The sequence below is a fragment of the Kitasatospora sp. NPDC101155 genome (assembly GCF_044768305.1).
GTDB lineage: Bacteria > Actinomycetota > Actinomycetes > Streptomycetales > Streptomycetaceae > Kitasatospora.
The window spans coordinates 374,538-401,008 of sequence record NZ_JBIWPN010000004.1 but is presented as its reverse complement, the minus strand read 5'-3'; the positions used below and the strand labels follow the sequence as shown (position 1 = coordinate 401,008).

Sequence of the window (26,471 nt, the reverse complement as noted above, 5' to 3'; positions counted from 1 at the left end):
TGCTTACATGGCAGCAGACAACTCCCTCGCGACCGGCCAGCGCTCGCTCGGCGACCCCGACCTCCACTACCCGCTCTGGCCCCCGCTCACCGCGGGTTGCCCGCGGACCGGCTCGGAGGACGTCTCCTACCCCGTCGAGGTCGACTACGCCTACGACAAGGCCGACCCGGCCGGCCTGTTCGCTCCCGCCAAGGCCCGCGGCGGACTGGAGCGGTGGGCGCCGCTGCTGCCCCCGCTGCTCGCGCCGGGCCTCGGCGAGGGCGCCACCCCGCTGGTGGAGATCCAGCCGGGCATCCACATCAAGGACGAGTCCCGCAACCCCACCTGGAGCCACAAGGACCGGCTGAACCGCTGCACCGCCGGCGCCGCCGTGGGTGTCGGCGCGCCCGGCATCGCGGTCGCCTCCTCCGGCAACCACGGCGCCTCGGCCGCCGCCTACGCCGCCCGCGCCGGACTGCCCTGCGTCGTCTTCACCGGCCCCGACGTGCCGCCGGCCGTGGACGCGTTCCTCAACGCCTACGGCGCGGTGGTGCTGCCGGTGCCGTGGGAGGCCCGCTGGCCGCTGCTGCGGCAGGTGGTCGAGCGGTTCGGCCTGCACCCGGTCAGCAACCTGACCACCACCCACACCGGCCACGCCTACGGCCCCGAGGGCTACAAGACCGTGGCGTACGAGATCTTCCAGGACGTGGGCGTGCCGAGTGCGGTGTTCGTGCCGACCGGGTACGGCGAGCTGCTGTTCGGTGTCTGGAAGGGCTTCACCGAGCTGCGCCGCCTCGGCCTGGCCGACCGGGTGCCGCGCGTCTTCTCCTGCGAGTCCGCGGCCTCCGGCCCGCTGCGGCGAGCGATCGACCGGGGCGCCCCGGCCACCCGCGTGACGGTCGGCCCGAGCGACGCCTACTCGATCGCCTCCCCGGTCAGCGGCTACCGGGGCGTGGTCGCGGTGCGCGAGAGCGGCGGCCGGGCACTGACCGTGGACGACGGCCAACTCGCCGACGCCCAGCGCGAGCTGGCCCGCGCGGGCCTGTGGGCGGAACTGTCCTCGGCGGCCGGCCTGGCCGGCCTGCGCAGCCTCGGCGACGAGGCCCTGGGCGAGGGCCCGGTGGTCTGCGTCTCCACCTCCAGCGGCTTCAAGGACAAGGCCATGGGCAGCCGCCCGCCCACTCCGGTCACCCCCGAGTGGGCGGACGTCGAACGCCGCCTGCGCGCCGCGGGCATCACCGGCTAGCGGTCCACCGGCCAGCGCTTCACCGCGTACCCCAGGTAGGTCACTTGCGGCCGGACAGCCGGGGACAGGACGAAGTCGACCAGCGGCGGGATCTCCTCATCGGCGATCCGGCCGCTTCGGCGCGCCAGGATCGCCCGGACCAGGTTGAGCGGGCTTCGCGGCTTGAACTCGCAAATGTCCTGGTTGCGCAGGCCGTGCCGGGCCAGCGCGGCGGTGACCTCGTCCGGGGTGCGCAGCCGGGCGGACCGACGTCGCCTGCTCCATCGCCCGCGCCACCGACCTGTTCGGCGACGCCTGGACGGCGCTGATCATGCGGGACGTGCTGACCGGCATCCACCGCTTCGACGACCTGGCCCAGGGCCTGGGCATCTCCCGCAAGATCCTGGCCGCCCGGCTGGCCCGGCTGGTCGAAGAGGGCGTGCTGGTGCGCGAGCGCTACCAGGAGCACCCGCCGCGCGAGGGGTACCGGGCCACCGAGAAGGGCGCCGAACTGCACGCCGTGCTGATGGCGCTGATGGCCTGGGGCGACCGCTGGTACGCGGGCGAGGCCGGCCCGCCGGCCCGGATCCGCCATCTGGACTGCGGGCGGGACACCACGCCCGTGACGGCCTGCGGCCACTGCGGCAGGCCGCTCACCGCCGCCAACACCACCGAACTGCCCGGCCCCGGCGGCCGAACCGGCCCCGGCACCCAGGTCCTCGGCCCGCTCCTCGCCGCCCGAGCCACCTGAGCCACCCGCGCCGCCCGAACCGAACACTGACGACCCAGCGGTAGCACCCGATCAGCCGACACCGGACCCGGCCCCGCTACGCCGCGGCCCGCCCCCGGCGCACCAGCCACCAGGTGACCGCCAGCGACACCACGAACAGCGTCAGGTTGATCCCGTTCTCGATCAGGTGGAAGGTCCCCAGCCGGCCCTCCGGCTGCAGGCTCTGCTGCATCCCGACATAACCCTGCTGCTTGAGGCAGGAGAAGAAGGCGTCCCCCCGCCCGTCCGGGATGCTGCCGCAGGCGTGCGACATCACCTCGCTGTACGGGTGGACCTGCCCGGCCGCGTCCACGAACGGCGCCTTGCCGCCGTCCAGCACCAGTTCGTTGGGCACCGCGGCGAACGGGTCGCCGCCCGCGCCCCGGTCCGGCCCCAACGGGACGGTCCGCGTCACCGGGTCCATCAGGTGCGGGCGCAGCTGCTCCATCAGCGTGGTGCGCCCGCCGAAGGCGCTGAGCACCACGACCAGCGAGGGCAGCACCCGGCGCAGCGCGGCGCCCACCGCGACGCCGAACATCCCCCAGCCGAGGCCGAGCGTGAGCGGCATCCAGCCGCCGGCCTGGAACAGCGTCCCCTCGAACAGGCTGCGCCGGTCGGCGAGGTGAACCAGCTGGGTGACGTGCTGGCACTCACCGGCGAGCGCGGCGGCCAGCCCGCCGATGACGGTGCCGAGCACGGCGAGCTTGCCGAACAGCCAGCGCAGCGGGGTGATGTCCTGCGACCAGGCGAGCATCAGCGTGCGCTGCTCGTACTCCCGGGCCAGCAGCGGCGCCCCGATGAACATGCCGAGCATCGCGGGCAGGAAGACCACCAGGCTCAGCTGGTAGCCGGCGATGTCGGCGCCGTCCCTGATCCGGGCGAGCCGCTCGTCGGCGACGGCCTTGGCGCAGTCCGGCCCGTGACACAGGTCGATCGCGCTCTGCAGGTCGGAGGCGTTGACGGCCATCCAGACGAGCAGGGCGGCGGTCACGGCGGTGGCGCCGATCAGCACCGTGCGGTGCTGGCGCCAGGTGAGCCAGAGGATGCCGCGCCACAGGTTGTCGCGGGCGGCGGCGGGCGGCGGGGTGGTGGTCGGGGCGCTCATGCGCCCGCCTCGCTTCGCTCAGCAGGGGCATTCGCCCACGCGCACCTCACGATGGTGAGCTCACTCCGTTCACTCACCGGACAGCCTCCCCGAGGGAGGTCTTGAGGTACGCGAGCACGATGTCCTCCAGGGTGACGGGGTGCCCGGTCCAGCCGGGGGCCTCCAGCGGGGTCGCCGCGCCGAGCAGGGTGCGCACCGTGAAGGTGGACTGCCGGCCGGTGTGGCTCTCGTGTACGACCTCGCCCTCGACCGGCGGCCGGTCGGCCCGTGGGCCGGTCAGCCGCAGGTGCTGGGCGAGCAGGTCCTCGGCGTCGCCGTCGAGGATGTTGCGCCCGTGCGCGAGCAGGAGCAAGTGGTCACCCACGCCCGCGAGTTCGGCCACCACGTGGGTGGAGAGCAGGACGGTCATCCCGGTCTCGGCCACCTCGCCGAGCAGTTCGCCGGTGACGGCCTTGCGGGCGACCGGGTCGAGGTTGGCGAGCGGCTCGTCCAGCAGGAGCAGCGAGGGGCAGGCGCCGAGCGCGACGGCCAGCGCCACCTGGGCCTGCTGCCCGCCGGAGAGCTTGCCGCAGCGCCGGTCGAGCGGGATGTCGAACCGCTCCAGCCAGGCGAGCGCACGCGGCCGGTCCCACACCCGGTTGGTGTGCCGGCCGAAGTCCAGCATGTCGGCGACGCGGAAGTCGCGGTAGAGCGGCTTGTCCTGGGCGAGCAGCACGACCCGGCCGCCGACCCGGTAGTCCCCGGCAGTGGCCTCCAGCATGCCGCTGACGATGCTCATCAGGGTCGACTTCCCGGCGCCGTTCGCGCCGACCAGGGCGGCCACCCCGCCGGCCGGAAGGGTGAAGGTGCAGTCGTCCAGGGCGGTGACGCCCCGGTACCTCTTGGTCAGCCCGCGCACCGTCAGGGCAGCTTCGACGGCGGTCACGCCTGCGCCCCGTGCCAGCCGGCCCCGTCGGCGGCCCGCTCGGCGGTGGCCCGCTCGGCTGCAGCACGCTCGGCTGCGGCCGGCTCCTCGGCCAGCACCGCGGTGACCAGGGCCTTGACGTCCTCGTCCTCCAGCCCGGCCCGGCGGGCCTCGACGACCCAGCGGGTGAGGCCGCTGCGCAGCCGGGCCATGTCGTGCGGGTCGACGGCGCCGAGCGAGCCGGTGACGAAGGTGCCGGACCCCTGACGGGCCTCGACCAGGCCGACGTGCTCCAGCTCCTTGTACGCCTTGAGCACGGTGTTGGCGTTGACCGTGCACGAGACGACGACGTCCCGCACGGCCGGCAGCCGGTCCCCGGGCTTGAGCACTCCCAGCCTGAGCGCCTCCCGCACCTGGCGTACGAGCTGCGCGAAGGCCGGGAGGCTGTCCGCCCGGTCCACATGGAATTCGATCACGGGGCATCTCCTCGCATCGTTGAGGCCTGCCCCTGAATTGTTATGGTCTAGTAGAACACTAGTCAATCACTACACTGAAACTCTTTCAGAACCGACGGTGCGTCAGAGCTCGACCAGCACCTTCCCCCTGCTCGCCGAGCGGTCCACGTAGAGGCTGCGGTACGCCGCCCGAATGCCGTCGAACCCCTGGTGGACGGTCTGCCGGTAGCGCAGGTCCCCACTGCGGACCAGCGCCCCGAGGTCCCGCCGCAGCGCGGCCCAGTTCTCCTCGGTGAACCACTCCAGCGAGAAGACGCCGCGGATCGTGGTGCGGGGGAACATGATCATCGGCAGCAGCCGGGGCCCGGCCCACTCGCCGCCGACCTGGCTCCCCCACTGCCAGCAGACCGCCACCCGGCTGTCCACCGCGAGCATCCCGAAGACCACGTCGGTGAGCGTGCCGCCCAGGCTGTCGAAGTAGCGGTCGACCCCGCCCGGGGCGAACCCGGCCAGCTCCTTGGCCACCCGCTCCGGATCGTCGCCGTCGCGGTAGTGCAGCACCTCGTCGAAGCCCAGCTCCCGCAGCCAGTCCCCCTTCGCCGGGGTCGCCGTGGTGCCGATGACCCGCGCACCGCGGTGCTTGGCGAGCTGCCCGACCACCGAGCCGACGGCGCCGCTGGCCCCGCTGACCACCACGGTCATGCCGGGTCGCACGTCCAGGAACTTCTCCACCGTGCCCCAGGCCGTCATCCCGGGCCCACCCAGGAGGCCGAGCGCGGTGGTGACCGGCAGTTGCTCGTCGTAGTCCGCGCGGTCCAGCCGGCGGTAGGCCGGGAACACCATCGGGAAGGTTCCGGTCTGCCAGGGCACGGGTGCGCCGTTGCTGATCACGTGGCTGCGCCAGCCGCCGAAGCCCTGGACCAGGTCGCCGACCGCGAACCGCGCGGCCGGCCCGGCCACCAGCACCTCCATGATCGAGTCGGCGCCCATGTGGTCGCCGATCGGGGTGTCCAGCGCGATGCCCTGCAGGTACGGGTCCACCGACACCCACCGGGTGCGCAGCAGCATCTCGTCCTCGGCGAGCCGGACGTCCACCTCCTCCACGACCTTCCGGTACATCCGCTCCACGTCCGGCACGCCGTCCAGGTGCTCCCGGACGACCCACTTCTCGATCCTCATGACGTGACTCCAAACTGCCGGTCGTCGGGTCCGACCGGCTCGGTGATCAGGGTGGGCGGCGGCGCGCTGTCGTCCACCTCGGCAGTGAACGGCCTGCGGTCGTCGCGGCAGATGAACTGGACGACGTGCCGGCCGGCGGCGGCCGCGCGGATCAGGCCACCGGTGGTCGCCCAGACCCCGGAGAGGTAGAAGTCGGCCAGACCCGGCAGCCCCGGGCCGTTACGCTTGATCTCCTCCTCCAGGGTCTCGCCGCTCTCCACGAACGGCTGCCAACCGAGCACCGTGCCGTCGTAGTTGCCGGTGTAGCGGACCTGGGTGAGCGGGGTGGAGACGTCCTTGACGGCCACCGCGTCCCTCAGCCCCGGGTGGTGCCCGTCCAGGAACTCGATGACGGCGTCGCGCACCCGGCGCTTCTCCCGCTGGTACTCCCGGCCCCGGCCGACCGGCAGGGTGTGCAGTTCCTCGCCGCGCCGCAGCCGGGGCCCCTGCTCGGGGCCGGTGCTCAACCGCCGCCAGGGGGCGATGTCGCAGAAGTAGCTGGCGTAGACGACGGTGGTCGACTCGGGCGACAGCTCCGGGTAGTGGCGGCTGCGGAACTGGATGTTGATGCTGGGGTGCCGGATGCCGGTGAGCCGCGCCGCGAACTCCTCCTCCAGCAGGTAGGTGGTGCACGGGTCGCCCGCCGGGAAGGGCCGGCGCAGGCCGAGGAAGACGGTCAGGTAGCCGGGGAAGACCATGCCCGGCTCGGTGAGCGTCTCGGTGTACAGCCGGCGGTAGGTGTCGTTCAGGTAGCGGCCCTTGAGCAGGTCCATCACGGTGGTCCGCCCGTCGCAGGCCGCCACCACGATGTCGGCCCGCACCTCCCGGCCGTCGCTGAGCCGCACCCCGACCGCCGCGTCCCGCTCGACCAGGATCTCGGTCACCTTGGCGTTGTAGGTGATCTCCCCGCCGAGCCGCCGGTAGCGCTGCTCGACCGAGCGGGCCAGGCCGAGCGAGCCGCCCTCCGGCACCCCGGCCGACTGCCCGGCGTGCGAGGCGAGTTGGAAGTAGGTCGGCAGCACCGGGAAGTTGGGGTGCTTCTCGTACAGCACGAAGTTGAACGCCTCGCGCAGCAGCGGGCTGCGGAACCGCGCCGAGTAGTCGCTCATCAGCACCGTGATCGAGCGGCGGATGACGTTGACGTACGGCAGGAAGGAGGCCAGCATCCGCCAGCGCTCCCAGCGACCCATCAGCCCGACCGGTTTGAGGAAGGGGTAACGGGTCAGCGCCACGCGGAACTTGCGCAGTCCGGCGCAGAACTGCCGGATCTGCCGGGCGTCCTCCGGGGCGAGGTCCAGCAGGTGGGCCTCCAGCCGGTCCGGGTCGGAGTAGAAGTAGACGGCCCGCCCGTCCCGGGCGCGCACCACGTTGAAGACGTCGAAATTACGCATCCGCTTGCCCTGCAGGGCGCCGAGTTCGAGCCAGATCCGGTGCATCTCGTTACCCGGCCCGCTGCCCAGCAGCCAGCTGACGCAGCAGTCGAAGGTGAACTCGCCGCGGTCCCAGGCGGTGCAGCAGCCGCCGGGCAGCTCGTGCATCTCCAGGATCCGCGTCCGGTAGCCGTTCATCTGTGCGTAGCAGCCGGTGGACAGGCCGCCGAGCCCGCCGCCGATGATCACCATGCTCTGCCGGCCGCTGCTCGTCCCCGTCATTCCGGCCCTCCGACGGTCATCCGGCCCACGGTGGCCCGGTCGAGTTGCGGCAGGCGGCCCCATTTGCCCGCGTGCCAGGGTTCCCTGTTGTCGCTGGGCCAGGCCCGGAACGGTCGGCCGAGTTCCCGGCAGAGGTACTGGGCGGCGTACCGGCCGCTGGTGGCGGCCCGGATCAGTCCGCCGAGCGAGGTCCACTGCCCGGCCATGGAGAAGCCGCTGAGGCCCGGCAGCCGCATCCGGTCCCGGTTGACCAGGCGGTTGGCGGCGTCCTCGGCCTCGGAGAAGGCCTGCCAGGCGAGGATGCTGCCGTAGGTGTTGCCGGTGAAGCGCTCGGTGGTCACCGGCGAGGCCACGTCGACGAGTTCGATCCGCCCGCCGAGGCCGGGGTGGGTCCGGACCAGGAACTCCCGGACGAACGCCGCGACTTCCTGCTTGCGCGCCCGGTAGGCCCGGCGGTCGCGCACCCGCAGCTCCTTCCAGGATCGGTAGTCGCTGAAGTAGGTGCAGTGCAGCACCGACTTGCCGGGCGGTGCGAAGCCCTCGGCGTAGTCGGAGCGCAGCTGCACCACCAGGCTGTGCTGGAGCGAGCCGGGCAGCCGGGCGGCCTGCTCGGGCGGGAGCAGGTAGGTGGTGCTGTGCGGCTCGCCCGCCGGCAGCGGTCCGTCGACGCCGACGAAGGCGGAGACCACGGCCGGGTAGAGGTTGCCGGGCTTGTCCAGCAGTTCGCCGTACAGCCGGTCGGTGGCCGGGCTGGAGTAGCGGCCCGCCAGTAGCCGGTCGAGCACCGTCGGCCCGTCGCAGGCGGCGACCACGTGGTCGGCGAAGTGCCTTGAGCCGTCCCGCAGTTCGACACCGACGGCGCGGCCGCCCTCGACCAGGACCCGGTCCACCCGGCATCGGTAGCCGATCACCCCGCCGAGCGAGGTGTACCGCTCCTCCACCGAGCGGGCCAGTCCGAGCGAACCGCCCTGCGGGAAGCCCGCGTTGCCGGTGTGCGCGGCGGCCAGGGTGTACAGGTACGGCAGCAGCGGGAAGCCGGCCGGCTCCTGCAGGAACATGGTGGGGAAGGCCCGCCGCAGCAGCGGGTCCTGGAAGCGCTCGGCGAAGCCGCTCATCGGGGTGGTCGCGGTGCGCCAGAACAGCCGGAAGGCGGGCAGCAGGGCACGCAGGGTGCGCAGCCGTTCGGCCGGGGTGCGCAGCGGCGGCGGGGTGAGGTCCCAGGGCAGGTCGATCGCGGCGAAGCGGCGCAGGTCCTTGCAGAAGGCACGGATCGGCGCGGCGTCGCCAGGGGCGAGGGCCAGTAGGTGGGCCTCCAGCCGGTCCGGGTCGGTGTGGAAGGTGACGGCCCGGCCGTGCTCGTCGACGACCCGGTTGAAGGTGTCGAAGTGGGTCACCGACTTGCCGTCCAGGGCTCCGAGTTCGCGCCAGACCTGGTGGGCGCCGGTGCCCTCGGCGGTGCCGATCAGCCAGTCGATGCAGTAGTCGAACAGGTAGCCGTGCCGGGACCAGGCGGTGCAGCAGCCGCCGGGCAGCACGTGCTTCTCGAAGATCCGGGTCTCCAGGCCGCTCATCTGCGCGTAGCAGCCGGTGGCGAGGCCGGCCAGGCCGGCCCCGATCACGATCACCCGGGGCGGGCCGCCGTCGGCCCGGTGCCTGGCGGACCAGTCCGGCCCGCGGTCAGCTGCGGCCATCAACGGCGCCTCCGGCCAGGATGGCGCCCGCCAGTTCGGCGTTGCGGGCCGCGAACTCGCCGTCGAGCATCTCGGCGTGGTCGCCGTGGCCGGTGTGCACGGCGGTGCCGGTGGTGGAGGCGCCGTGCCAGGAGCCGGGCTCGCCGCGCTCGTGCACGGCGAGGCGCTCGCGCTCGCAGACCACGTCGAGCCGGGCGTTCACGGTGCCCGTGTTGGGGGTGCGGCTGCAGAACTCCAGGTAGTCCCGGGCCTGTTCCAGGGTCTCCTGGGCGACGATCCGCGAGCCGGTGTGCCGGTGCAGGTGCTCGCGCAGCTCCCGTTCGAAGACCGCCACGTGCTCCTCGCCCAGGTCGAAGGCCGCCAGGCTCCGGTAGGCGTCCACCAGCAGCACCGAGCCGACGGTGCGGCCGCGCCGTTCCAGTTCCTTGGCCACCTCGAAGGCGAGGTTGCCGCCGAGTGAGTAGCCGAGCAGGACGTACGGGCCCGGCTCGTGCAGCGCCTCGACCAGGTCGGCGTAGCGGGCGGTCTTGTCGTCGCCGGTCAGGTAGTTGAAGGCGGCGATCCGGTGCTCGGGCAGGTGCGCGGCGAGCTGCCGGTAGACCAGGCCGTGGCCGCCGGCCGGGGGAAAGCAGAAGACCGTACGGGCTTCGGGAGCACCGGAGTTGAACCAGAGGTGGGGTTCGCCGCCGGCCACCTCCCCGGTGATGATCTGCTCGACGGTGCGGGCCATGCCGTGCAGGGTGGTGACCTTGAACAGCAGGCCGACCGGGATGCTGATGTTGAACTCGGTCTGGAGGTGGTGGATCAGCTCGATCAGCCGAATGGAGCTGCCACCGAGCTCGAAGAAGTCGTGCTGGAGGCCGACTTCGTCCAGGCCGAGCAGGTTCCGCCAGTGCTCGGCGACCCTGATCTCGTAGAGGGTGACGGGCGGTTCGTGCTGCTCGGCGCCGATGTCGGCCTTGGGCTCCGGCAGGGCGGCGAGGTCTACCTTGCCGTTCGGGGTGAGCGGCAGGGCGGGCAGTTCGGTGAGGTAGGCGGGGATCATCACGGTGGGCAGGTGTTCGGCGAGGTGGCGGCGCAGTTCGCGGCGGTCCAGCTCGACGCCCTCGGCGGCCACCAGGTAGGCGGCCAGCACGGCTTCGCCCGAGGAGTCCTGCCGGACGGCGACGCAGGCCTGGGCGAGTTCGGGCCGGGTGGTGAGGTGGGCCTCGATCTCTCCGAGCTCGATCCGGTGGCCGCGCACCTTGACCTGGTTGTCGATCCGGCCGAGCAGGTGCGCGGTGCCCGCGGTGTCCCAGTGGCCGAGGTCGCCGGTGCGGTAGAGCCGCAGCGGCGTGCCGTCGAACTCCAGGGTGGTGAAGCGCCGTTCGGTCTGCTCCGGGTCGTTCGGGTAGCCGGCGGCGACGCCCGCGCCGCCGATCCACAGCTCGCCGGGCACCCCGACCGGGACGGGCTCGCCGTAGCGGTCGAGGATGTAGAGCGCGCTGTTCGGGAAGGGCCGGCCGATCGGGACCATCCGGCCCGGTTCCAGCTCCTCGGCGGTACCCTCGTAGTAGCTGGAGTCGACGGTGGCCTCGGTCAGGCCGTAGGAGTTGACCAGCCTGGTGTCCGGCCCGCACAGGGCGCGCAGCCGCCGGTGCTCGGCGGCCTTCCAGGAGTCGGAGCCGACGATCAGCAGCCGCAGGAAGTCCAGCCGCAGGCCCTCGCGTTCGCAGTGGGCGAGCAGGGCGCGGGCCACCGCGGGGACGAACTCGCCGCAGTCGACGGCCTCCTGGCGCATCACCCGGTGCAGCCGGGCGGTGTCGAAGAGCAGTTCGCGGTCGACCAGGACGAGGGTGCCGCCGGTGCCGAGCGCCCGGGCGAGGTCGCCGGAGAACACGTCGAAGGCGGTCCCGGCCATCTGCAGGTGCACCCGGGCCTCGGTGTCCAGCCGGTACTGCTCGCGCCAGCCGGCCGTGACCGCGGCCAGGTTGCGGTGGTCGACCCGCACGCCCTTGGGGCGCCCGGTGGAGCCGGAGGTGTGGATCACGTACGCGGCCCGGTCCGGGTCCGCGGCGGGCAGCGGCCCGGCAGCGGTGGCCGGTCGCTCCAGCTCCTCCAGGGTGATCAGCGGCGCGGGCAGTTCGGCCGGGAGCGGGCGCCACTCGTCCACCACGGCCAGGGCCGCCCCGGCGTCGGCCACCTGGAACGCCAGCCGGTCGGCCGGGTGTCCGGGGTCGAGCGGCAGGTAGGCGGCGCCGGCCCGCCAGATCGCCAGCAGGGTGGTGATCAACTCGGGTGACTTGTCCAGGCAGACCGCGACCACCGAGCCCTCGCCGACGCCCAGTTCACGCAGCCGTACGGCGGTGCGCTCGGCGCGCCGGTCGAGCTCGCCGTAGGTGACCCGCCGGACGGCGCCCCGGCCGGGGGCCACCACCGCGACCGCCTCCGGGTGCTCGGCGGCGGCCTTGGCGATCAGCTCGGGCACCGTCACCGCGTCGTCGATCCGCCGCTCGACGCCGCTGAACTCGTCGAGGATCCGGCGGCGTTCGGCCTGGTCCAGCATCCGCAGCCGGCCGACCGGCTCGCCTTCGGCGGCCCTGGTCATGGCCTCCAGCAGGTTGCGGTAGTGCGCGGCCAGCCGCTGGACGGTGGCGGGTTCGAAGAGGTCGGAGTTGTACTTGAACACGCAGTGGAAGCAGCCGTCCGACCGGTCCTCGTAGGCGGACAGGGTGAGGTCGAACTGCCCTTCCTCCTCGGGGAGTTCGATGTACTCCAGGCGGTGTCCGAAGCGCTCCACCGCGACCTTGTGGGTGAGCAGGATGAACATCGCCTGGAACACCGCGGAACGGCTCGGGTCGTGCTGCAGCCCCAACTGCTCGACCAGCAGCGGGAACGGGTACTCCTGGTTGTCCAGGCCGCCGAGCACGCTCTCCCGCACCCGGGCCAGCAGCTCGGCCACCGTCGGCTCCCCGGCCAGGCTCACGTGCAGCGGCAACGGGTTGACGAAGTAGCCGTAGACGGAGGCGAACTCCTCCTGGGTACGGCCGGTGACCGGGCTGCCGACCACGATGTCCGACTGCCCGGACCAGCGGTGCAGCAGCAGGTAGTAGGCGCCGAGCAGCACCATGAACGGCGTGGCGTTGTGCGCTCGGGCCAACTCGTGGACCCGCGCTGTCAGTTCGGCGTCCAGCCGGAAGAACTCGGAGGCGCCGTTGTGGGTCTGCACCGCCGGGCGCGGCTTGTCGGTGGGCAGTGCCAGCACCGGCATCCCGGCCGGCAGGTGGCCGCGCCAGTAGTCGAGCATCCGCCGCGCCTGCGGCCCCGCCAGGAAGCGGTTCTGGTGGTTGAGGAAGTCCAGGTAGCGGGCGGCCACCGGGCGCAGTTCGGGGGTGCGGCCCCGGCGCAGCGCCTCGTAGACCTCGAACAACTCCTCGATGAAGGTGAAGGTGGAGATCGCGTCCGAGACGATGTGGTGGACGGCCTTCATCAGCACCCAGCGGTCCGGTCCGCGCCGGAACAGCCGCAGCCGCACCAGCGGGTCCTCGGCCAGGTCGTACGGCCGCCGGTACTCGTGGACGATCAGCTCGTGGATCTCCTCCCAGGGGCGGCCCTCGACGTCGAACAGCCCGGTGTCGGCGTTGACTTCGGCGCGGATGCGCTGGACCGGGCGGCCCTGATCGGCGGTGAAGGCGGCGCGCAGTCCGGGGTGGCGGGCGACCAGGAAGGCGAAGGCGGCGAACACCAGCTCCGGGTCGAGTTCGGCGCGCACCTCGACCGCGCCGCCGATGTTGTACGCGAAGCCGTCCGGGTGCAGCTGGCGCAGGAACCACAGCGCCTGCTGGTTGTGGGTGAGCGGGTAGCGGGACTCGTCGGTGTGGAGCTCGACCTCGGCCTGCTCCGGGCCGCCATCGGCGGCGAGCCGTTCGGCCAGCCCCTCGGTGAGCAGGTCGGCCAGGTCGCCGACGGTGCCGTTGCTGAGCAGCGCCACCACCGGCAGGGCGACGCCGAGTTCGGCGTGCACCCGGGCCCGCAGCTCCATCGCGAGCAGCGAGTCCAGGCCGTGCGCGCCGAGCCTGGTGTCCGGGCAGATCCGCTCGGCGCCGATCCGCAGGACGGCCGCCGCGGCGGCCGTGAAGCGCCTGGTGACCAGCTCCCGCCGGGCCTGCCGGTCGGCGGTGCGGTAGGCGTCCAGGAAGCCGCCGGTCTCGGCCGGGGCCTGCTCGGCGGCGCTCGCCGCGAGTTCGGCGACCAGCGGCGGCGGGGCCGGGTACCAGGCGAGGAAGGTCGGCCAGTCGACCACGGTGGCGACCAGCAGCTGGGCCCGGTCCTGTCCGAGGACGCGCTCCAGCACGGCGGTTCCGACCTCCGGCGGCAGCGAGCTCATGCCGCGCGCGTCGCGGTAGTGGGCGACCAGGCCCAGTTCCTCGATCATGCCGGTGGCCCAGGGGCCCCAGTCCAGGCTGAGCGCGGGCAGGCCCGCGGCGCGGCGGTGATGGGCCAGGGCGTCCAGGAAGGCGTTCCCGGCCGCATAGTTGGTCTGTCCGGCGGTGGTGAGCAGTGAGGCGACCGAGGCGAACAGCACGAAGTGGTCGAGCGGTTCGGCCTCCAGCAGCCGGTGCAGCAGGTGACCGCCGACCACCTTGGGACTGTACGCGGCGTCGAAGGCCGCGCGGTCCAGCTGCGCCAGCAGGGTGTCCCGGACCTGCCCGGCGAGGTGGAACACCCCGCGGATCGGCGGGAGTTGGCGCTGCCGGTAGTCGGCGAGCCAGCCGGCGAGGGCGGCCTCGTCGGTGACGTCCACCGGGGCGAGCAGCGGTTCGGCGCCGAGCGCCTCCAGTTCCCGCAGGAAGGCGATCCGCTCCCCGGCCGGGCTCGCCGGGTCCACGCCCTGCCACTCGGCGCGTTCCGGCAGGGCGGTGCGACCGACCAGGATCAGCCGCCGGGCGCCGCGTTTGACCAGGGTGCGGCAGAGCAGTCGGCCGAGCGCGCCGAAGGCGCCGGTGACCAGATAGCTGCCGTCGGGGCGCAGGACCGGCGGCAGCGGCCGGGTGAGGCCCTCGGCCGGGCGCAGCCGGCTGGTGAGCCGGCCGCCGTCCCGCAGGGCGATCTCCTGCTCCTCCCCGGCACCGAGTTCGGCGAGCAGCGCCCCGGCCTGCTCCCCGGCGTCGAGCGCGGGGTCGAGGTCGACCAGGCTGCCGCGCTGGGCGACGAGTTCCTGCTGCCACAGCACCCGCCCGATGCCCCAGACGGGGGCGCCGAGCGGTTCGACCCGGTCGCCGGGCCCGGTGGCCTGGGTGCCCCGGGTGACGATGTGCAGTCGACCGTCAGGGCGGGCGGCGGGCAGCGCCTGGGCGAGGGTGATCAGCGAGTAGGCGCCGAGGGTGGCGAGCCCGTCGAGCTGTCCGGGGTCGGTGGCGTGGAGGGCGGGCTGGTCGAGGTTCCACAGGTGGACGACGGTCCGGTACGCCGGGTCCAGGTCGGCGAACAGCCGCCGGAGGTCCTCGGCGGAGTCGGGCCGCACCGTCGCCTCCCCGTCGGAGACGGCGTACGAGCCGCCGGGTCGGACCAGGTGGCAGCGGGCGCCGCGCTCGGTGGCCAGGGCGGCCAGCCGCTCGGCGAGGCCGCCGCCGTCGGCGAACAGCAGCAGGTCACCGGTCGGCCGGTCGAGCGGCGCCGCCGGGGCCGGCGTCCAGGCGAGTTCGGTGAGCCAGCCGTCGATGGTGGCCAGGCCCACCGAGGCGGAGGCCTGGGCGACGTCGGCGACCTTGAAGCCGGTGATCCGGCCGAGCGGGGTGCTGTCCTCGGCGTAGAGGGCGAGGTCGCCGACGAGTTCCTCGCCGCTGTCCCGGGTGACGGTGGCGTGCGCCCACAGCGGCCGGTCGCCGGCCTGGTCGAGCCGGACCTCCTCGATAGAGACCGGCAGCCGGACGCTGCCGCCCTCGGGTGCGTGCAGCCGGGTGGTCAGCAGGGTCTGGAAGCAGGCGTCCAGCAGCACCGGGTGCAGGTGGTGGTCGGCGGCCCCGGGGCCGAGCCGCGGGGTGGGCCGGATCAGGGCGAGCGCCTCGTCGGGCCCGACCCAGGCCTCGGCGATGGCCTGGAAGGCGGGCCCGTAGTGGTAGCCGCGCTCGGCGAGGCGCCGGTAGCAGTCCGGGCCGTCGACGTGCCGGCCTCGGGCGCGCAGTGCGTCGAAGTCCGGTGCCGGCCGGTGGGCGCGGCGCTGGCCGGTGCGGACCCGGCCGCTCGCGTGCACGGCGGGCTCGCCGCCGGCCGGGGTGGAGGCGATGGTGAAGCGGGCGTCCTCGGGCGCGTAGCCGAGCTGGACGGGAACCGGCTCGCGCTCGGAGAGGAACAGCGCCCGGTTCAGCTCGACCTCGGCCAGCACCACCTCGGTGCCTCCGGTGAGCGCCCGGACGGCCTGGGCGGCCATCTCCAGGTACCCGGCGGCCGGGAAGACCACCTGTCCCTCGATCCGGTGGTCCGCCAGGTACGGCAGCCGCTCCGGGTCCAGCGCGGTGCTCCAGCAGGGCTGGGCGCTCGCGGTGCGGCGGCCCAGCAGCGGGTGGTCGACCCGCCCGAGCCGGACCTGCTCCACCGGCTTCGGCTCGACCCAGTACCGGTCGCGCCGCCACGGGTAGGTCGGCAGCGGCACCGGGCGCCCGGCCGGCTGCACCGCGTGCCAGCTCAACTCGACGCCCAGGGTGTGCAGTTCGGCCAGGGTGCGGGCGAAGCGCTCGGGCTCGTCCTGGTGCCGGCGGATCGACGGCAGGGTGTGCGCCTGCTCGGAGCACTCGCGGATCGCGTGGCCGAGCACCGGGTGCGGGCCGAGCTCCAGGAACAGCCGGTGACCGTCCTCGGCCATCCGCTCGACGGCGGCCCGGAAGCGCACCGGGTTGCGGACGTTGCGCCACCAGTACTCACCGTCCAGCTCCGGCCCCCGGGCGAGCCCCTCGTCGGCGGTCAGGTAGAGCGGCAGCTGCGCCTCGCGCGACTTGATCCCGGCCAGCGCGGCGATCAGCTCGTCCCGGATCGGGTCCATCCGCACGCTGTGGTACGGGACTTCGACGTCGAGGAAGCGGGTGAACACGCCCTGCCGCCTGAGCTCCTCGGCCAGTTGGCGCAGCGCCTCGGTGTCCCCGGCGAGGGTCACGGCGGAGGGGCTGTTGACGGCGCCGAGCGAGACCCGGGTGCGGTACGGACGGATCCGCCGCTCCGCCTCGGCCTCCGGCAGGCCGACCGCGAGCATCGAGCCCGTCCCGGCCAGGCGCTGCTGCAGCCCGCTGCGCGCGAGCACCACCCGGACGGCGTCGGCCAGGTCGTACACCCCGGCCTCGTGGAAGGCGGCGACCTCGCCGGTGCTGTGCCCGACCACCGCGTCCGGCACCAGGCCGTGGCTTCGCCACAGCGCCGAAAGCCCCACCTGGACGGCGAAGTTGGCGGGCTGGGCGAGCCAGGTCTCGGCCATCCGGGAGTCCGCCTCGTCGCGGCCCGACTCCTCCAGCAGCGACCAGCCGGCCTGCTCGCGGATCTCCCGGTCGACGGCCCGCACGGCCTCCCGGTAGACCGGCTCGCTCTCGTACAGTCCCCGGCCCATCCCCCACCACTGCGGGCCCATGCCGGTGAACACCCAGGCCAGCCGCCGCTGTCGGCGTTCCCGGGAACGCCCCTGGACCACCCGCGGGTGCGCCTCACCGCGCTCGTGGGCGGCCAGCGCCTCGTCCAGGTCCTGCCGTCCGGAGTAGACCACGGCGAGCCGTTCGGGCAGGTGCTGGCGGCGGTGGGCCAGGGTGTGGCCGAGGTCGGCGAGCGCCGTCCCGGCGCCCAGCTCGGTGCGGACGGCGCCGGCCAGCTCGGGCAGTCCGGCGGCGTCCCGGGTGCTCAGCGGCAGCACCGCACGGGCCGGCTGCGGCACCGGCCGGGCCGGGGCGGGGAGTGGCGGCTCCTCCAGCAGGACGTGCGCGTTGGTGCCGCCGAAGCCGAAGGAGTTGACGCCGGCGCGGGCCGGGCCCTGGTGTTCGGGCCAGTCGACGGGGGCGGTGGGGATCTCGAAGGGCAGCGCGGCCAGGTCGATGCCGGGGTTGGGCCGCTCCAGGTTGAGGTGCGGCGGGATGCGGCGGTGCTTGAGGGCCAGCGCGGTCTTGATCAGCCCGGCGACGCCGGCGGCGGCCTCGGTGTGCCCGATGTTGGTCTTCACCGAGCCGACGTAGCAGCGGTCCCCGGGGCGGCGGCCGATGCCCAGCACCCGGCCGAGCGCGGCCGCCTCGATCGGGTCGCCGACCGGGGTGGAGGTGCCGTGCGCCTCGACGTACTGCAGACTGCCGGGCAGCACCCCGGCCTCGGCGCAGACCCGCTCGATCAGGGCGACCTGGGCGTCCGCGCTGGGGACGGTGATGCCGTTGGTGCGGCCGTCCTGGTTGACGCCGCTGCCGAGGATGACGGCGTGCACCGGGTCGCCGTCGCGCAGCGCGTCGGAGAGCCGCTTGAGCACCACCACGCCGACGCCCTCGGCCCGGACGTAGCCGTCGGCGGAGGCGTCGAAGGCCCGCGAGCGGCCGTCCGCGGAGAGGAAGCCGCCCTTGGTCTCGGCGATCGTGTACTGCGGCGCCATGTGCAGCAACGCACCGCCTGCCAGGGCGAGTTCGCTCTCGCCGCGGAGCAGGCTCTGGCAGGCCAGGTGGACCGCGACCAGCGAGGAGCTGCAGGCGGTGTCGATGGAGACGCTGGGGCCGCGGAAGTCGAAGCAGTGCGAGATCCGGTTGGACACCATCGTCATCATCGTGCCGGTGGCGGTGTGCGCGGCGATGGTGCCGAAGTCGAGGTCGGCGAACTGCAGGATCTTCCAGTCCAGGGTGAAGGCGCCCATGTAGACGCCGACGTCCCGCCCGGCCAGCTCGCCGGGGCGCAGCCCGCCGTCCTCCAACGCCTCCCAGCTGACCTCCAGGAGCTTGCGCTGCTGCGGGTCCATGTGCTCGGCCTCGCGCGGGCTGATGCCGAAGAAGTCCGGGTCGAAGGTGTCGAAGCCGTCGATGTAGCCGCCCCGGCCGCCGATCAGCCGTCCCGGCTTGGCGCGGTCCCGGCTGCCCAGGGTGCCGGTGTCGTACCGGTCGGCGGGGGTGTCGGTGAGACAGTCCCGGCCCTCGATCAGGTTGCGCCAGTAGGCCCGGTGGTCGTTGGCGTGTCCCGGCAGGCGACAGCCGATCCCGGTGATCGCGATCCGGTCACACGGCACGGCGAAGGGCGAGGTGGTCATGATCCAATCCGGGGTCGATGGCGGGACGGCGCGGGCGCGGGAGGGGCGGCTTCGCGGGCCGGGGTCAGGCGGTGGACATCGATGGCGGCGTGAACACAATTCCCCCGCGCCGGCATTGGCATTCCGACCACGAACACTGAATATGCCGATGAGCCGATCAGGCCCGGGGTCAATTGCATCGCGGGTCGCGCGGCAAGGACATCAGGAGATTCCCCGCAAGAGCCGAAGCGGATGGGCTATCCGGCATGCGATGGCGGACAGCACGCTCCCCCTCGTTCTTCGCGGACTAACGACTGGAAACGTCAGAGACTCTAGCGGGAGCCACAGGTCGGGGCAGTCATTCGACGTGTTAACGCCACAAATGACCCGATCCGACGAACATTGGTGCACGAAGTTGACGTCGGGTCGGCGCGAAGAGGGCGCATTCGTCAGCAGGCGCACGAGATACCGGATCGCAGCGCGGTCAGGTCGTCGATCGGGCGCCGCCGCACGCCCTGCGTGCGGTGGCGGTGGACTCGGCACTTCTTCCTCGATCGGGCCGGCGGGGCGGGCCCGTCGAGGGGGACGGACCGCGGCGCAGCCGCGCCACGGCGCGTCTGACGTAGAGTCGGCCCTCGGGCTTGCCCCGCCTTTCGTCTGACGTCGGCCGAGTCGAGGAGACCCCTGGTGACCACGGACACCGTCCCCGTGCCTGAACTGGCCCCCGAGGCCGTCGAGCAGTGGCGGGGCGAGGAGGCCCAGCTGGTCGACCTGCTGGCCCGCGCCCAGCGCGGCATCGGCGGCATCGCCGCCTTCCGGCTCGGCCCGACCCCGACCGTCCTGGTCACCGACCCGGCCGCCGTCCAGCACGTGCTCGGCCGCCACCCCGACCGGTACGTCAAGCGCTCGCACCGGGCCCGGATGCTGGTCGGCGACGGCGTGCTGTCCGCCACCGGCGAGGCCTGGAAGCGTCAACGGCGCCTGCTGCAGTCGCAGTTCACCGGGACGGGCATGCGCCGCCACGAGCAGCGGATCGCCGCCGCGGCGCGCCGGACCGCCGAGCGCTGGGAGGGCTACCGGCGCAGCGGGGAGACCTTCGACGTGGGCGAGGAGATGCGCGGCTTCGCCCTGGACACCGTCTGGCGGGCGCTCACCGGACTGCCGCTGGACGACCGGACGGACGGCGAACTGCGATCGGTGGAACGGGTGGTGGCCGCGATGCCGACCCTGCCGACCAATGCGGCGGACGCCCGGGACGCGGTCGCCGAGGACCTCGCCCGGATCGACGCCGTCGCCCAGGCGGCGATCGACGCGGCGCGGTCGGTCCGGGATGTCGAGGAGCCCGGCGTGCTCCGCGTCCTGCTCGACGCGGCCGACCAGCACCCCGAGTACACCGACCGGTTGATCCGCGACGAGCTGGTCACCCTGCTGGTGGCCGGCCACGAGACCACCGCCACCACGCTCACCTGGCTGTTCCTGCTACTCGACGACAACCCGGGCGCCCGGGGCGCCGACCCCCAGGCGCTGGTCAGCGAGACCCTCCGGCTCTACCCCTCCGCCTGGCTGCTCCCCCGGCACGCCGTCGAGGACGACGTGATCGCCGGGCACCGGATCGCCGCCGGTACGGACGTGCTGGTCTGCCCGTACCTCACCCACCGCGACCCGGCGCTGTGGCCCGCCCCGGAGCGCTTCGACCCGACCCGGTTCACCCCCGGCGCGGACCGCCCCGGCCAGCTCGGCGCCTACCTGCCCTTCGGCCTGGGCGCCCGCGCCTGCCTGGGCACCCAGTTCGCGGTGCGGGAGACCACGGCGCTGCTGGAACTGCTGCTTCCGCTGGGAGTGTTGGAGTTCCGCTCCCGGCCGGCCGGGGCCGCCTACAGCATCACGGTACGCCCGGACGGCCCGACCCCGGCGGTGCTGCGCTGAGCGGGGTTTCCCCGAGCTGTCACACATCCGTCCCGGGATCCGTCGGGTCAGTGGAAGCACCACTGCTCCCGACGCTCCCGAGAGGAACACCACGATGACCGCCCATTCGACCACCGGCCGCTCGATCACCGCCGAGATCCCGCTGCGCCCCCGCCTGGCCACCGACCCCGGCGAGCTCGTCCCCGAACTCGCCGAGGTGTCGGCCGCGTTGTTCAAGGCCGTCGGCAACCGCTCGATCCCGCGCGCCACCATCAGCCTGGTCCAGCTGCGGGCCGGCCAGATCGCGGGCAGCACCTACCTGACCGTCCTGCACACCGGGTTCCTGCGCAAGGCCGGCGAGTCCGAGGAGCGCATCGCCTCGGTCGCCGCCTGGCAGGACTCCCCGTACTTCACCGCCCCCGAGCGCGCCGCCCTCGCCCTGGCCGAGGCCACTCTCCAGCCCAACCCGCACGGCGAGCGCGTCAGCGACGAGCTGTACGCCGAAGTCGCCTCCCACTACGACGAGAAGGCGCTCGCCACGCTCACCCTCGCCATCGGCCAGGTGAACTTCTTCACCGCCATCGCACTCATTGCCAAGCCCGTCCCCGGCCGGTCCTTCACCGACCCCTGGGCCTGACCCACCACCACCCCACCCCGGCCCGCCGAGCCCTTCGCCCGGCGGGCCGGTCGGCGTTCCATACCCCAACGGCGCCGCCCCGTCCCGCAGTTCGTCCGGGACGCCCGGGGACGCCGCGGGTCGGGGCGTGGGACGGCGTCCCACCGTCCCCAGCCGGTCCGCACCGATGGCGATCGCCCCCGGTCCTGACGCAGGCTGGCACGTGTCGACGGAGCGTCAGGACCGGTCGGCACAAGGCACCTTCACTCGATTCGAGGAGCCACCATGTTCAAGAAGACCATCGCCGCGCTCGCCGTCGCCGCGAGCGCCGTCGTCGGCGTGGGCGTCGTCGCCCCGGCCGCCGAGGCCGCGCCGGCCGGCTGCAACGCGGGCGGCCTGTGCGTGTACTGGGGATCGAACTACAGCGGCAACGTCCAGACCGTCTACCAGGACAACAACGACCTGAGCATGTACGCCAACTTCAACGACAGCCTCGGCGGCTCGGCGTTCAACAACGGCAACAGCTGCAACGTCGTCGTCTACGCCCAGAAGAACGCCGCGGGCCAGGGCTGGATCCTCTACCGCGGCACGGGCTGGACCACGATCGAGAGCAACCTGCCGCAGATCCTCTCCAACCGCTGGTGCACGGTCTGATCCAGCGATGAAGACCAGGATCACCCTCGCCCTCGCGGCGGTCCTCCTGGGCCTCGGTGCCGCCGGATGCTCCTCGTCCGGCGGCACCACCCCGCCCGGGGCCCAGCCACGCCCCTTCGGCGGCGTCACCCACTACGACGAGCCGCAGCGCGTCGCCCTGCACAACACCGAGGAGGGACTCGTCACCTCCTGCATGCGCGAGCGCGGCTTCGAGTACCGCCCCCAGAGCCTCAGCACCGGCGACCACCGCGTCGACGCCAACCCGTACGGGCTGCTCAGCGGCGACCAGGCCGCCGACGACGGCTTCGGCGTCATCAGCACGGCCCTGAACCTGAAGCAGACCGCCGACCCCAACCAGGACCACGCCGCCGACCAGGCCTGGAAGTCCGCCCTGCTGGGGACGGACGCGCACCGGGTCACCGTCGACCTGCCCGACCACCAGCAGTTCTTCTACAACAGCGACTCCTGCCTCATCCAGGCCGACACCACGCTCTACGGCCCCGACTACCTCCGCCTGTACAACACCTTCCAGGTGCTCAGCGGCAAGGTCGTCACCGCCGTCCAGGCCGACGGCCGGTTCACCGCCGCCGAGGGCCGCTGGCGCGACTGCATGTCCGCCGCCCACCAGAGCGCCGGCCACCTGGCCGACCCGATCGCCGTGATCGATCAGCGGGTGCAGCAGGACGGCGGCGACCCGGCGAAGACTCACGAACTGATCGGCGGCGAACTCTCGTTGGCCAAGACCTCGGCCCGGTGCCAGGAGCAGGCCGGGCTCGCCACCGCCGTCAGCCGGGCGCAGAGCGACGTCGAGAAGACCGTCCTCGGCGGTGACGGACCACTGCTCGACCAGCTCCGCTCCCTCCGGCAACAGGCCCTCGCCCGGGTGGACCGGCCGACCGGAACACCCTGAGGGCCGCCCCCGCCCCCACGCACCTCGCCCCCTCGCCCCCCACGGCCCCACGCACCTCGCACCTCGCACCGGCCCGCCGAGCCCCTGCCCGGCGGGCCGGTGCGATCTTCGGTGCGATCCCCACTGCCGACGACCAGTTGCCGATCGCCGCGGGCCTCCCGGGCGCCGCTTCCCCCCGATCACGTGTGAATAGGATCCACTTCCCGAGCGTTGCCGCAGGCAGCTGCAACACAGGACGAACGATCAACAGCGGTCGAAACGATCAAGGGGGAATCAGCGCATGGTCGCACTCTCGGACAACCCGATGACCTGGGTGATGGCCGGGGACAGCATCACCCAGGCCGTCTACCACACCCACGGCGCCCGCGGCTGGGTCGAGCACGTACAGGAGCGCGTCTGCTGGCAGCTGGACCGGCTGACGGACATCGTGGTCAACAGCGGCGTGTCCGCCTGGAAGGCCACGGACGTCCTCGGGGCGTACGACTTCGTCATCGGGCGGTTCGCACCGGACGTGCTGTCGCTCTCGCTCGGCACCAACGACGCCCGGGCCGGGCTGGACGGGGTCAAGGAGTTCCGCGACGCCATGCGCGAGATCATCGACCGGTCCGCCGGCGCGCAGATCGTCCTGCACACGCCCCTGGTGGTAAGCCACGGCGGCCGCGCCGCCCGCGCCGAACTGCCCGCCTACTGCCAGGCCGTCCGCGAACTCGCCGCGGACACCGGCGCCCTGCTCGTCGACCACGAGGCCCACTGGCTCGCCGAGTTCCCCGACGGCGAGGCCCTCCTGTGGCTCGACGACCCCGCCCACCCCAACGCCGCCGGCCACCTCCGCATGGCCAACCACACCCTGCGCACCCTGGGCCTGGGCGAACTCACCGAGCTTTGACGGACGGGTGCCGGTGGCCGGCGTTCAGACGTGAGCGGGCGGCCACCGGCACCAACGACTCTGCCCCACTCCCGATCAGCGGAGCTCGACTCTCACTGCTTGATCACGGGCGTGCTTGCGGACAGACTGCGACCCATGAGGCTCACAGACATGCCCACCGACACACGAACCACCCGCGTCGAAGCGGCCCTCTCCTTGCGGGGCAGGCGCACCGGTGAGCGCTGACCTGCCCTACTTCCGTTACCACCCCGAACCCGTCGCCAGCGGATCGATCCGCGAGAGCACCGAGACCTGTGCCTGCTGCGAGCGCGCCACGGGCTGGATCTACACCGCGACCTTCTACACGGCCCAGGACGTCAGCGGGCGATTCTGCCCTTGGTGCATCGCCGACGGCAGCGCCGCCGAACGATTCGAAGGTGACTTCTCCGACTCCTACGGACTCGACGGCGTCAGCAGGGAGACCCTTGAGCAGGTCACCCGCCGCACCCCGGGCTTCCGCGCCTGGCAGGACCCGCACTGGCTTGTCCACTGCAACGACGCCGCCGCCTTCATCGGCGAGGTCGGATACGCCGAACTCGCCGCCCGTCCCGAGGCGCTCGACCAGCTCCGGGCCGACCTTCGCATGGGCGGCTGGCACGACGCATCCCAGCTCGAGGGCTTCCTGACCCATCTCGGGCAGAGCGCAAGCGCGATGCTCTTCCGCTGCACCGGCTGCGGCACCCACCTCGCCTACGCCGACGCGTCATAGCGACGACCCGGCCCGGCACGCGCGTTCCCTTCAAAGCCGTCCGCGCGACCGGCAGGATCAGCGACCACCGCAAGGAGCCGCTGACTGCCATCTCCCCCGAGTTCGTGGGGTGAGGGATGCTGAAGACCAGCGAGCCCTGGGGCATCAGCACGCGCCGTACAGCTGAGAACGCGGCATCGAGGTCGGGCACGTGGTTCAGGGAGAGCCCCGCCGTCACCCAGTCAGCCGAGTCGTCGGCGACCGTGTCGAGTACACACCCGTCGTCGACGGTGTAGCCCACCGTGCCGGGCCCGGTTGTCCCGGCGGCCCGCGCGTGTTCGATCAGGCGTGGGGACGGGTCGATGCCCGTGGCCGAGGCCCCGCGGGCAGCTGCCGCACGGGTGATGATCCCCTCGCCACACCCGAGGTCGAGGACACGATTGCCGCTCAGCTCGCCGGGGAGGTGCTCCAGTAGAGCGTCACGATTGAAGTCGTTCAGAGCGGAGCCGGCCCGCAGGAGTTCCGCGTACCAGTCGGCGATAGTGTCCCAGGAGTCAGTCATCAAAACCTGGACGCTATCGACGTCTTCCGGGCGCCTCCACCGACTTTCCGATCGCCCCAGCCCTTGGAACCAGTCGTGCAGCATGCCTGCTCACGCGTCGAACGTGATCACGGGTGTCCCGGCGTTCCGGGTGAGGAAATGCAGCAGGTTGGCGAAGCCGCGCGCGTCGTCGATCGCCTTGTGGGTGTGTTCCACATCGCCGAGCCAGTGCGGGGGCAGCTTCGGCGCCGGAAGGTCAGCGGCCGGCCGCCCGGTCAGTGCCGCCGTGTACGAGCGCAGACACAGCGCCGGTCCGTGGAAGAGGCGATCCCGCTCGTACGGGCCCTGGTGCAGCCCGTACGGGGTGAACCGGCGCAGGTAGTAGTCGATCCATGTGCCGTCGAACGACAATGGCGCCGCTGCGAATGCCCGTTGGCCGGGCAGCGACCGGATCCACTCCACGTACCTGCTCATCACGTCGACGACGGGCTCCGGGTTCGCGGTCGCGGCCTCCCACGTGCCCGGCTCGGAATCGAACCATTCCTTCGTGCGCGGGTTCGGCGCCGACCCGGGGAGCGGTTCGAGGACGGCCTCGAACTCGCCGAACGTCCGCCCGTCCATCGTCGCGGCAACGGATGCAAAGGACCGCATCGAGTTCGGGCCCGCCCACGGACCGTCGACCTCGATGTCGGTCACCACGTACGTCCAGTCGCTGAGTTCAGTCATGCGGTCGACGGTACCGCTGCCACGCCCACGCGGAGCTGCGGATGCCCGCACGGCTGTTTGAGAAGGCTGCCCGTTCGTCAGTCGACGATCAGCAGGCTGGCCCCGTTCGGCGCGCTGGAGCGGTGCGCCTCGGCATCGTCGGCCACCTGGTAGCTGCCGCCCCGGCCGGTGACCACGACGCGGCCGTCGTCGAGCGTGGTGACGAGCTCGCCCTCCAGGACGTACAGGACGTGCCCCTTGCGGCACCAGTGATCTGCGACGTACCCGGGACTGTAGTCCACCCTGCGGACCCGGACCTCGCCGAAGTGCTGCACGCGGCTGGTCACCTCCCCGCTCTCACCCGGTTTGCGCTCCTCGCAGACCTGGCTCCAGTCGGTGGCGGTGAAGGGGAAGCCACTGAGATTCATATGGTCACACTACCTCGCTCGACACGGCCCGACATCCAAGTTGTGTTGCTGCCCGGCGAGTTGACGGCAAGGCATTCCTTCCGCCGCGCCCGAGTGCTCGGGCGCGGCGGGCGGGCGTCCAGGTGAGCCCGTGCCGTCCACGACCGGTCGGTCTCGGTGGTCAGCTGTCCCCGAGTGCCAGCTTGATGCCGAAGCCGACGAGTACCGTACCGGTGATCGCGTCGATGACCCGCTGCACCGAGCCGCGGTTCAGCCACCGGCGGACGAGCTGGGTGCCGAATATCAGCGCGCTGAACCAGACCAGCCCCTCCAGGTCATGCACGGTCGCCAGGACGACCCCCATCAGCAGATGCGGGGCGCCGCTGGGGATGAACTGGGGCAGCATCGCCATGTAGAAGACGCCGTTCTTCGGGTTCAGCAGGCTGGTGCCCAGCCCGCGCGCCCAGGACCGTACCCACGTCGCCTCCGCGGTCGCGGCTCCCGCTCCGTCCGCCGCATCCCCCGACGCGGGCCGGCCGCGCTCCTTGAGCGTCCGACGGATCATGCCGATCCCCAGCCACGCCAGGTACCCGGCACCGGCCACGCGCAGCGCGTCGTACAGCAGGTGGGATGCCGTGAGCACCGCCGAGGCACCGACCGCGGCGGCCACGCCCCACACGAGCACCCCGCAGAGGATCCCCAGCGCCGTCGCGAAGGCCCGGCGCCTGCCCAGGGTGATGGCGGAGCGTAGCACCAGAGCAGTGTCCAGCCCCGGCATGATGGTCAGCATGCCTGCCACGACGGCGAAAGAGGCGATAGCAGAGGAAACGGTCATGCGGCCATCCTGAAGTCGCGGCCGCGATCACGTCCAATGCGGTCTGCTTCACCGCGCATCAGCAGGAGTGATGCCGCTG

Annotated in this window: 18 protein-coding genes and 1 pseudogene; 8 read left to right on the top strand and 11 right to left on the bottom strand. The window is 72.7% G+C overall.

Going from position 1 to position 26,471, the window contains the following annotated elements; translation table 11 throughout:
- Positions 1-7 precede the first annotated feature (7 nt).
- Both ACIRYZ_RS08560 and ACIRYZ_RS08555 read left to right on the top strand, forming a co-directional pair.
- Positions 8-1,225 (top strand): pyridoxal-phosphate dependent enzyme, encoded by a 1,218-nt coding sequence (locus ACIRYZ_RS08560; RefSeq protein WP_402941335.1) that lies wholly within the window; start codon positions 8-10, stop codon positions 1,223-1,225.
- Between the two features lie 262 nt (positions 1,226-1,487).
- Positions 1,488-1,955, top strand: a complete 468-nt coding sequence (locus tag ACIRYZ_RS08555; protein ID WP_402941465.1) for a winged helix-turn-helix transcriptional regulator — start codon at positions 1,488-1,490, stop codon at positions 1,953-1,955.
- A 76-nt stretch (positions 1,956-2,031) separates the two neighbouring features.
- Here ACIRYZ_RS08555 and ACIRYZ_RS08550 read toward each other — a convergent pair whose 3' ends face one another.
- The 7 genes from ACIRYZ_RS08550 to ACIRYZ_RS08520 form a co-directional block, all read right to left on the bottom strand.
- The gene (locus ACIRYZ_RS08550; protein WP_402941333.1) at positions 2,032-3,078 is read right to left on the bottom strand and encodes a hypothetical protein; all 1,047 of its coding nucleotides are present in this window, start codon (positions 3,076-3,078) and stop codon (positions 2,032-2,034) included.
- A gap of 73 nt (positions 3,079-3,151) precedes the next feature.
- The gene (locus tag ACIRYZ_RS08545; protein WP_402941330.1) at positions 3,152-4,003 is read right to left on the bottom strand and encodes an ABC transporter ATP-binding protein; all 852 of its coding nucleotides are present in this window, start codon (positions 4,001-4,003) and stop codon (positions 3,152-3,154) included.
- The gene (locus ACIRYZ_RS08540) at positions 4,000-4,458 is read right to left on the bottom strand and encodes a GntR family transcriptional regulator (protein ID WP_402941328.1); all 459 of its coding nucleotides are present in this window, start codon (positions 4,456-4,458) and stop codon (positions 4,000-4,002) included. Before ACIRYZ_RS08540 ends, ACIRYZ_RS08545 begins: the two co-directional genes overlap by 4 nt.
- 102 nt (positions 4,459-4,560) lie before the next feature.
- On the bottom strand, positions 4,561-5,616 hold the full coding sequence (locus tag ACIRYZ_RS08535; RefSeq protein WP_402941326.1) for a zinc-binding dehydrogenase: 1,056 nt from the start codon (positions 5,614-5,616) through the stop codon (positions 4,561-4,563).
- Entirely contained in the window at positions 5,613-7,277 is a 1,665-nt protein-coding gene (locus ACIRYZ_RS08530; protein ID WP_402941462.1) for a phytoene desaturase family protein, read from the bottom strand. Before ACIRYZ_RS08530 ends, ACIRYZ_RS08535 begins: the two co-directional genes overlap by 4 nt.
- A 26-nt stretch (positions 7,278-7,303) precedes the next feature.
- Positions 7,304-8,998, bottom strand: coding sequence for a phytoene desaturase family protein (locus tag ACIRYZ_RS08525; RefSeq protein WP_402941323.1), 1,695 nt, complete (start codon positions 8,996-8,998; stop codon positions 7,304-7,306).
- A complete protein-coding gene (locus ACIRYZ_RS08520; protein WP_402941321.1) occupies positions 8,985-18,227 on the bottom strand; it encodes an amino acid adenylation domain-containing protein in 9,243 nt (3,080 codons plus the stop codon). Before ACIRYZ_RS08520 ends, ACIRYZ_RS08525 begins: the two co-directional genes overlap by 14 nt.
- A gap of 663 nt (positions 18,228-18,890) precedes the next feature.
- Here ACIRYZ_RS08520 and ACIRYZ_RS08515 point away from each other — a divergent pair.
- From ACIRYZ_RS08515 to ACIRYZ_RS08490, 6 genes are all read left to right on the top strand, one after another.
- Complete coding sequence (locus tag ACIRYZ_RS08515) at positions 18,891-20,132, top strand: cytochrome P450 (RefSeq protein WP_402941459.1); 1,242 nt, start codon at positions 18,891-18,893, stop codon at positions 20,130-20,132.
- A 94-nt stretch (positions 20,133-20,226) separates the two neighbouring features.
- Positions 20,227-20,748: a carboxymuconolactone decarboxylase family protein gene (locus tag ACIRYZ_RS08510; RefSeq protein ID WP_402941318.1), complete on the top strand. Its 522-nt coding sequence runs from the start codon at positions 20,227-20,229 to the stop codon at positions 20,746-20,748.
- 264 nt (positions 20,749-21,012) lie between these two features.
- Positions 21,013-21,381, top strand: coding sequence for a peptidase inhibitor family I36 protein (locus ACIRYZ_RS08505; protein WP_402941316.1), 369 nt, complete (start codon positions 21,013-21,015; stop codon positions 21,379-21,381).
- A gap of 7 nt (positions 21,382-21,388) precedes the next feature.
- Positions 21,389-22,291, top strand: coding sequence for a hypothetical protein (locus tag ACIRYZ_RS08500; protein ID WP_402941313.1), 903 nt, complete (start codon positions 21,389-21,391; stop codon positions 22,289-22,291).
- Between the two features lie 280 nt (positions 22,292-22,571).
- Entirely contained in the window at positions 22,572-23,177 is a 606-nt protein-coding gene (locus ACIRYZ_RS08495; RefSeq protein ID WP_402941310.1) for an SGNH/GDSL hydrolase family protein, read from the top strand.
- A gap of 214 nt (positions 23,178-23,391) precedes the next feature.
- The gene (locus ACIRYZ_RS08490) at positions 23,392-23,925 is read left to right on the top strand and encodes a CbrC family protein (RefSeq protein ID WP_402941307.1); all 534 of its coding nucleotides are present in this window, start codon (positions 23,392-23,394) and stop codon (positions 23,923-23,925) included.
- 118 nt (positions 23,926-24,043) lie between these two features.
- On the opposite strand, the pseudogene ACIRYZ_RS08485 reads toward ACIRYZ_RS08490, so the two are convergent.
- The 4 genes and pseudogenes from ACIRYZ_RS08485 to ACIRYZ_RS08470 all read right to left on the bottom strand — a co-directional run.
- Positions 24,044-24,466: pseudogene (locus ACIRYZ_RS08485) on the bottom strand (class I SAM-dependent methyltransferase); the annotation flags it as partial.
- A 90-nt stretch (positions 24,467-24,556) separates the two neighbouring features.
- A complete protein-coding gene (locus ACIRYZ_RS08480; RefSeq protein ID WP_402941304.1) occupies positions 24,557-25,171 on the bottom strand; it encodes a hypothetical protein in 615 nt (204 codons plus the stop codon).
- A 77-nt stretch (positions 25,172-25,248) separates the two neighbouring features.
- Positions 25,249-25,578 (bottom strand): DHCW motif cupin fold protein, encoded by a 330-nt coding sequence (locus ACIRYZ_RS08475; protein ID WP_402941301.1) that lies wholly within the window; start codon positions 25,576-25,578, stop codon positions 25,249-25,251.
- 160 nt (positions 25,579-25,738) lie between these two features.
- A complete protein-coding gene (locus tag ACIRYZ_RS08470) occupies positions 25,739-26,392 on the bottom strand; it encodes a LysE family translocator (protein ID WP_402941298.1) in 654 nt (217 codons plus the stop codon).
- Positions 26,393-26,471 lie beyond the last annotated feature (79 nt).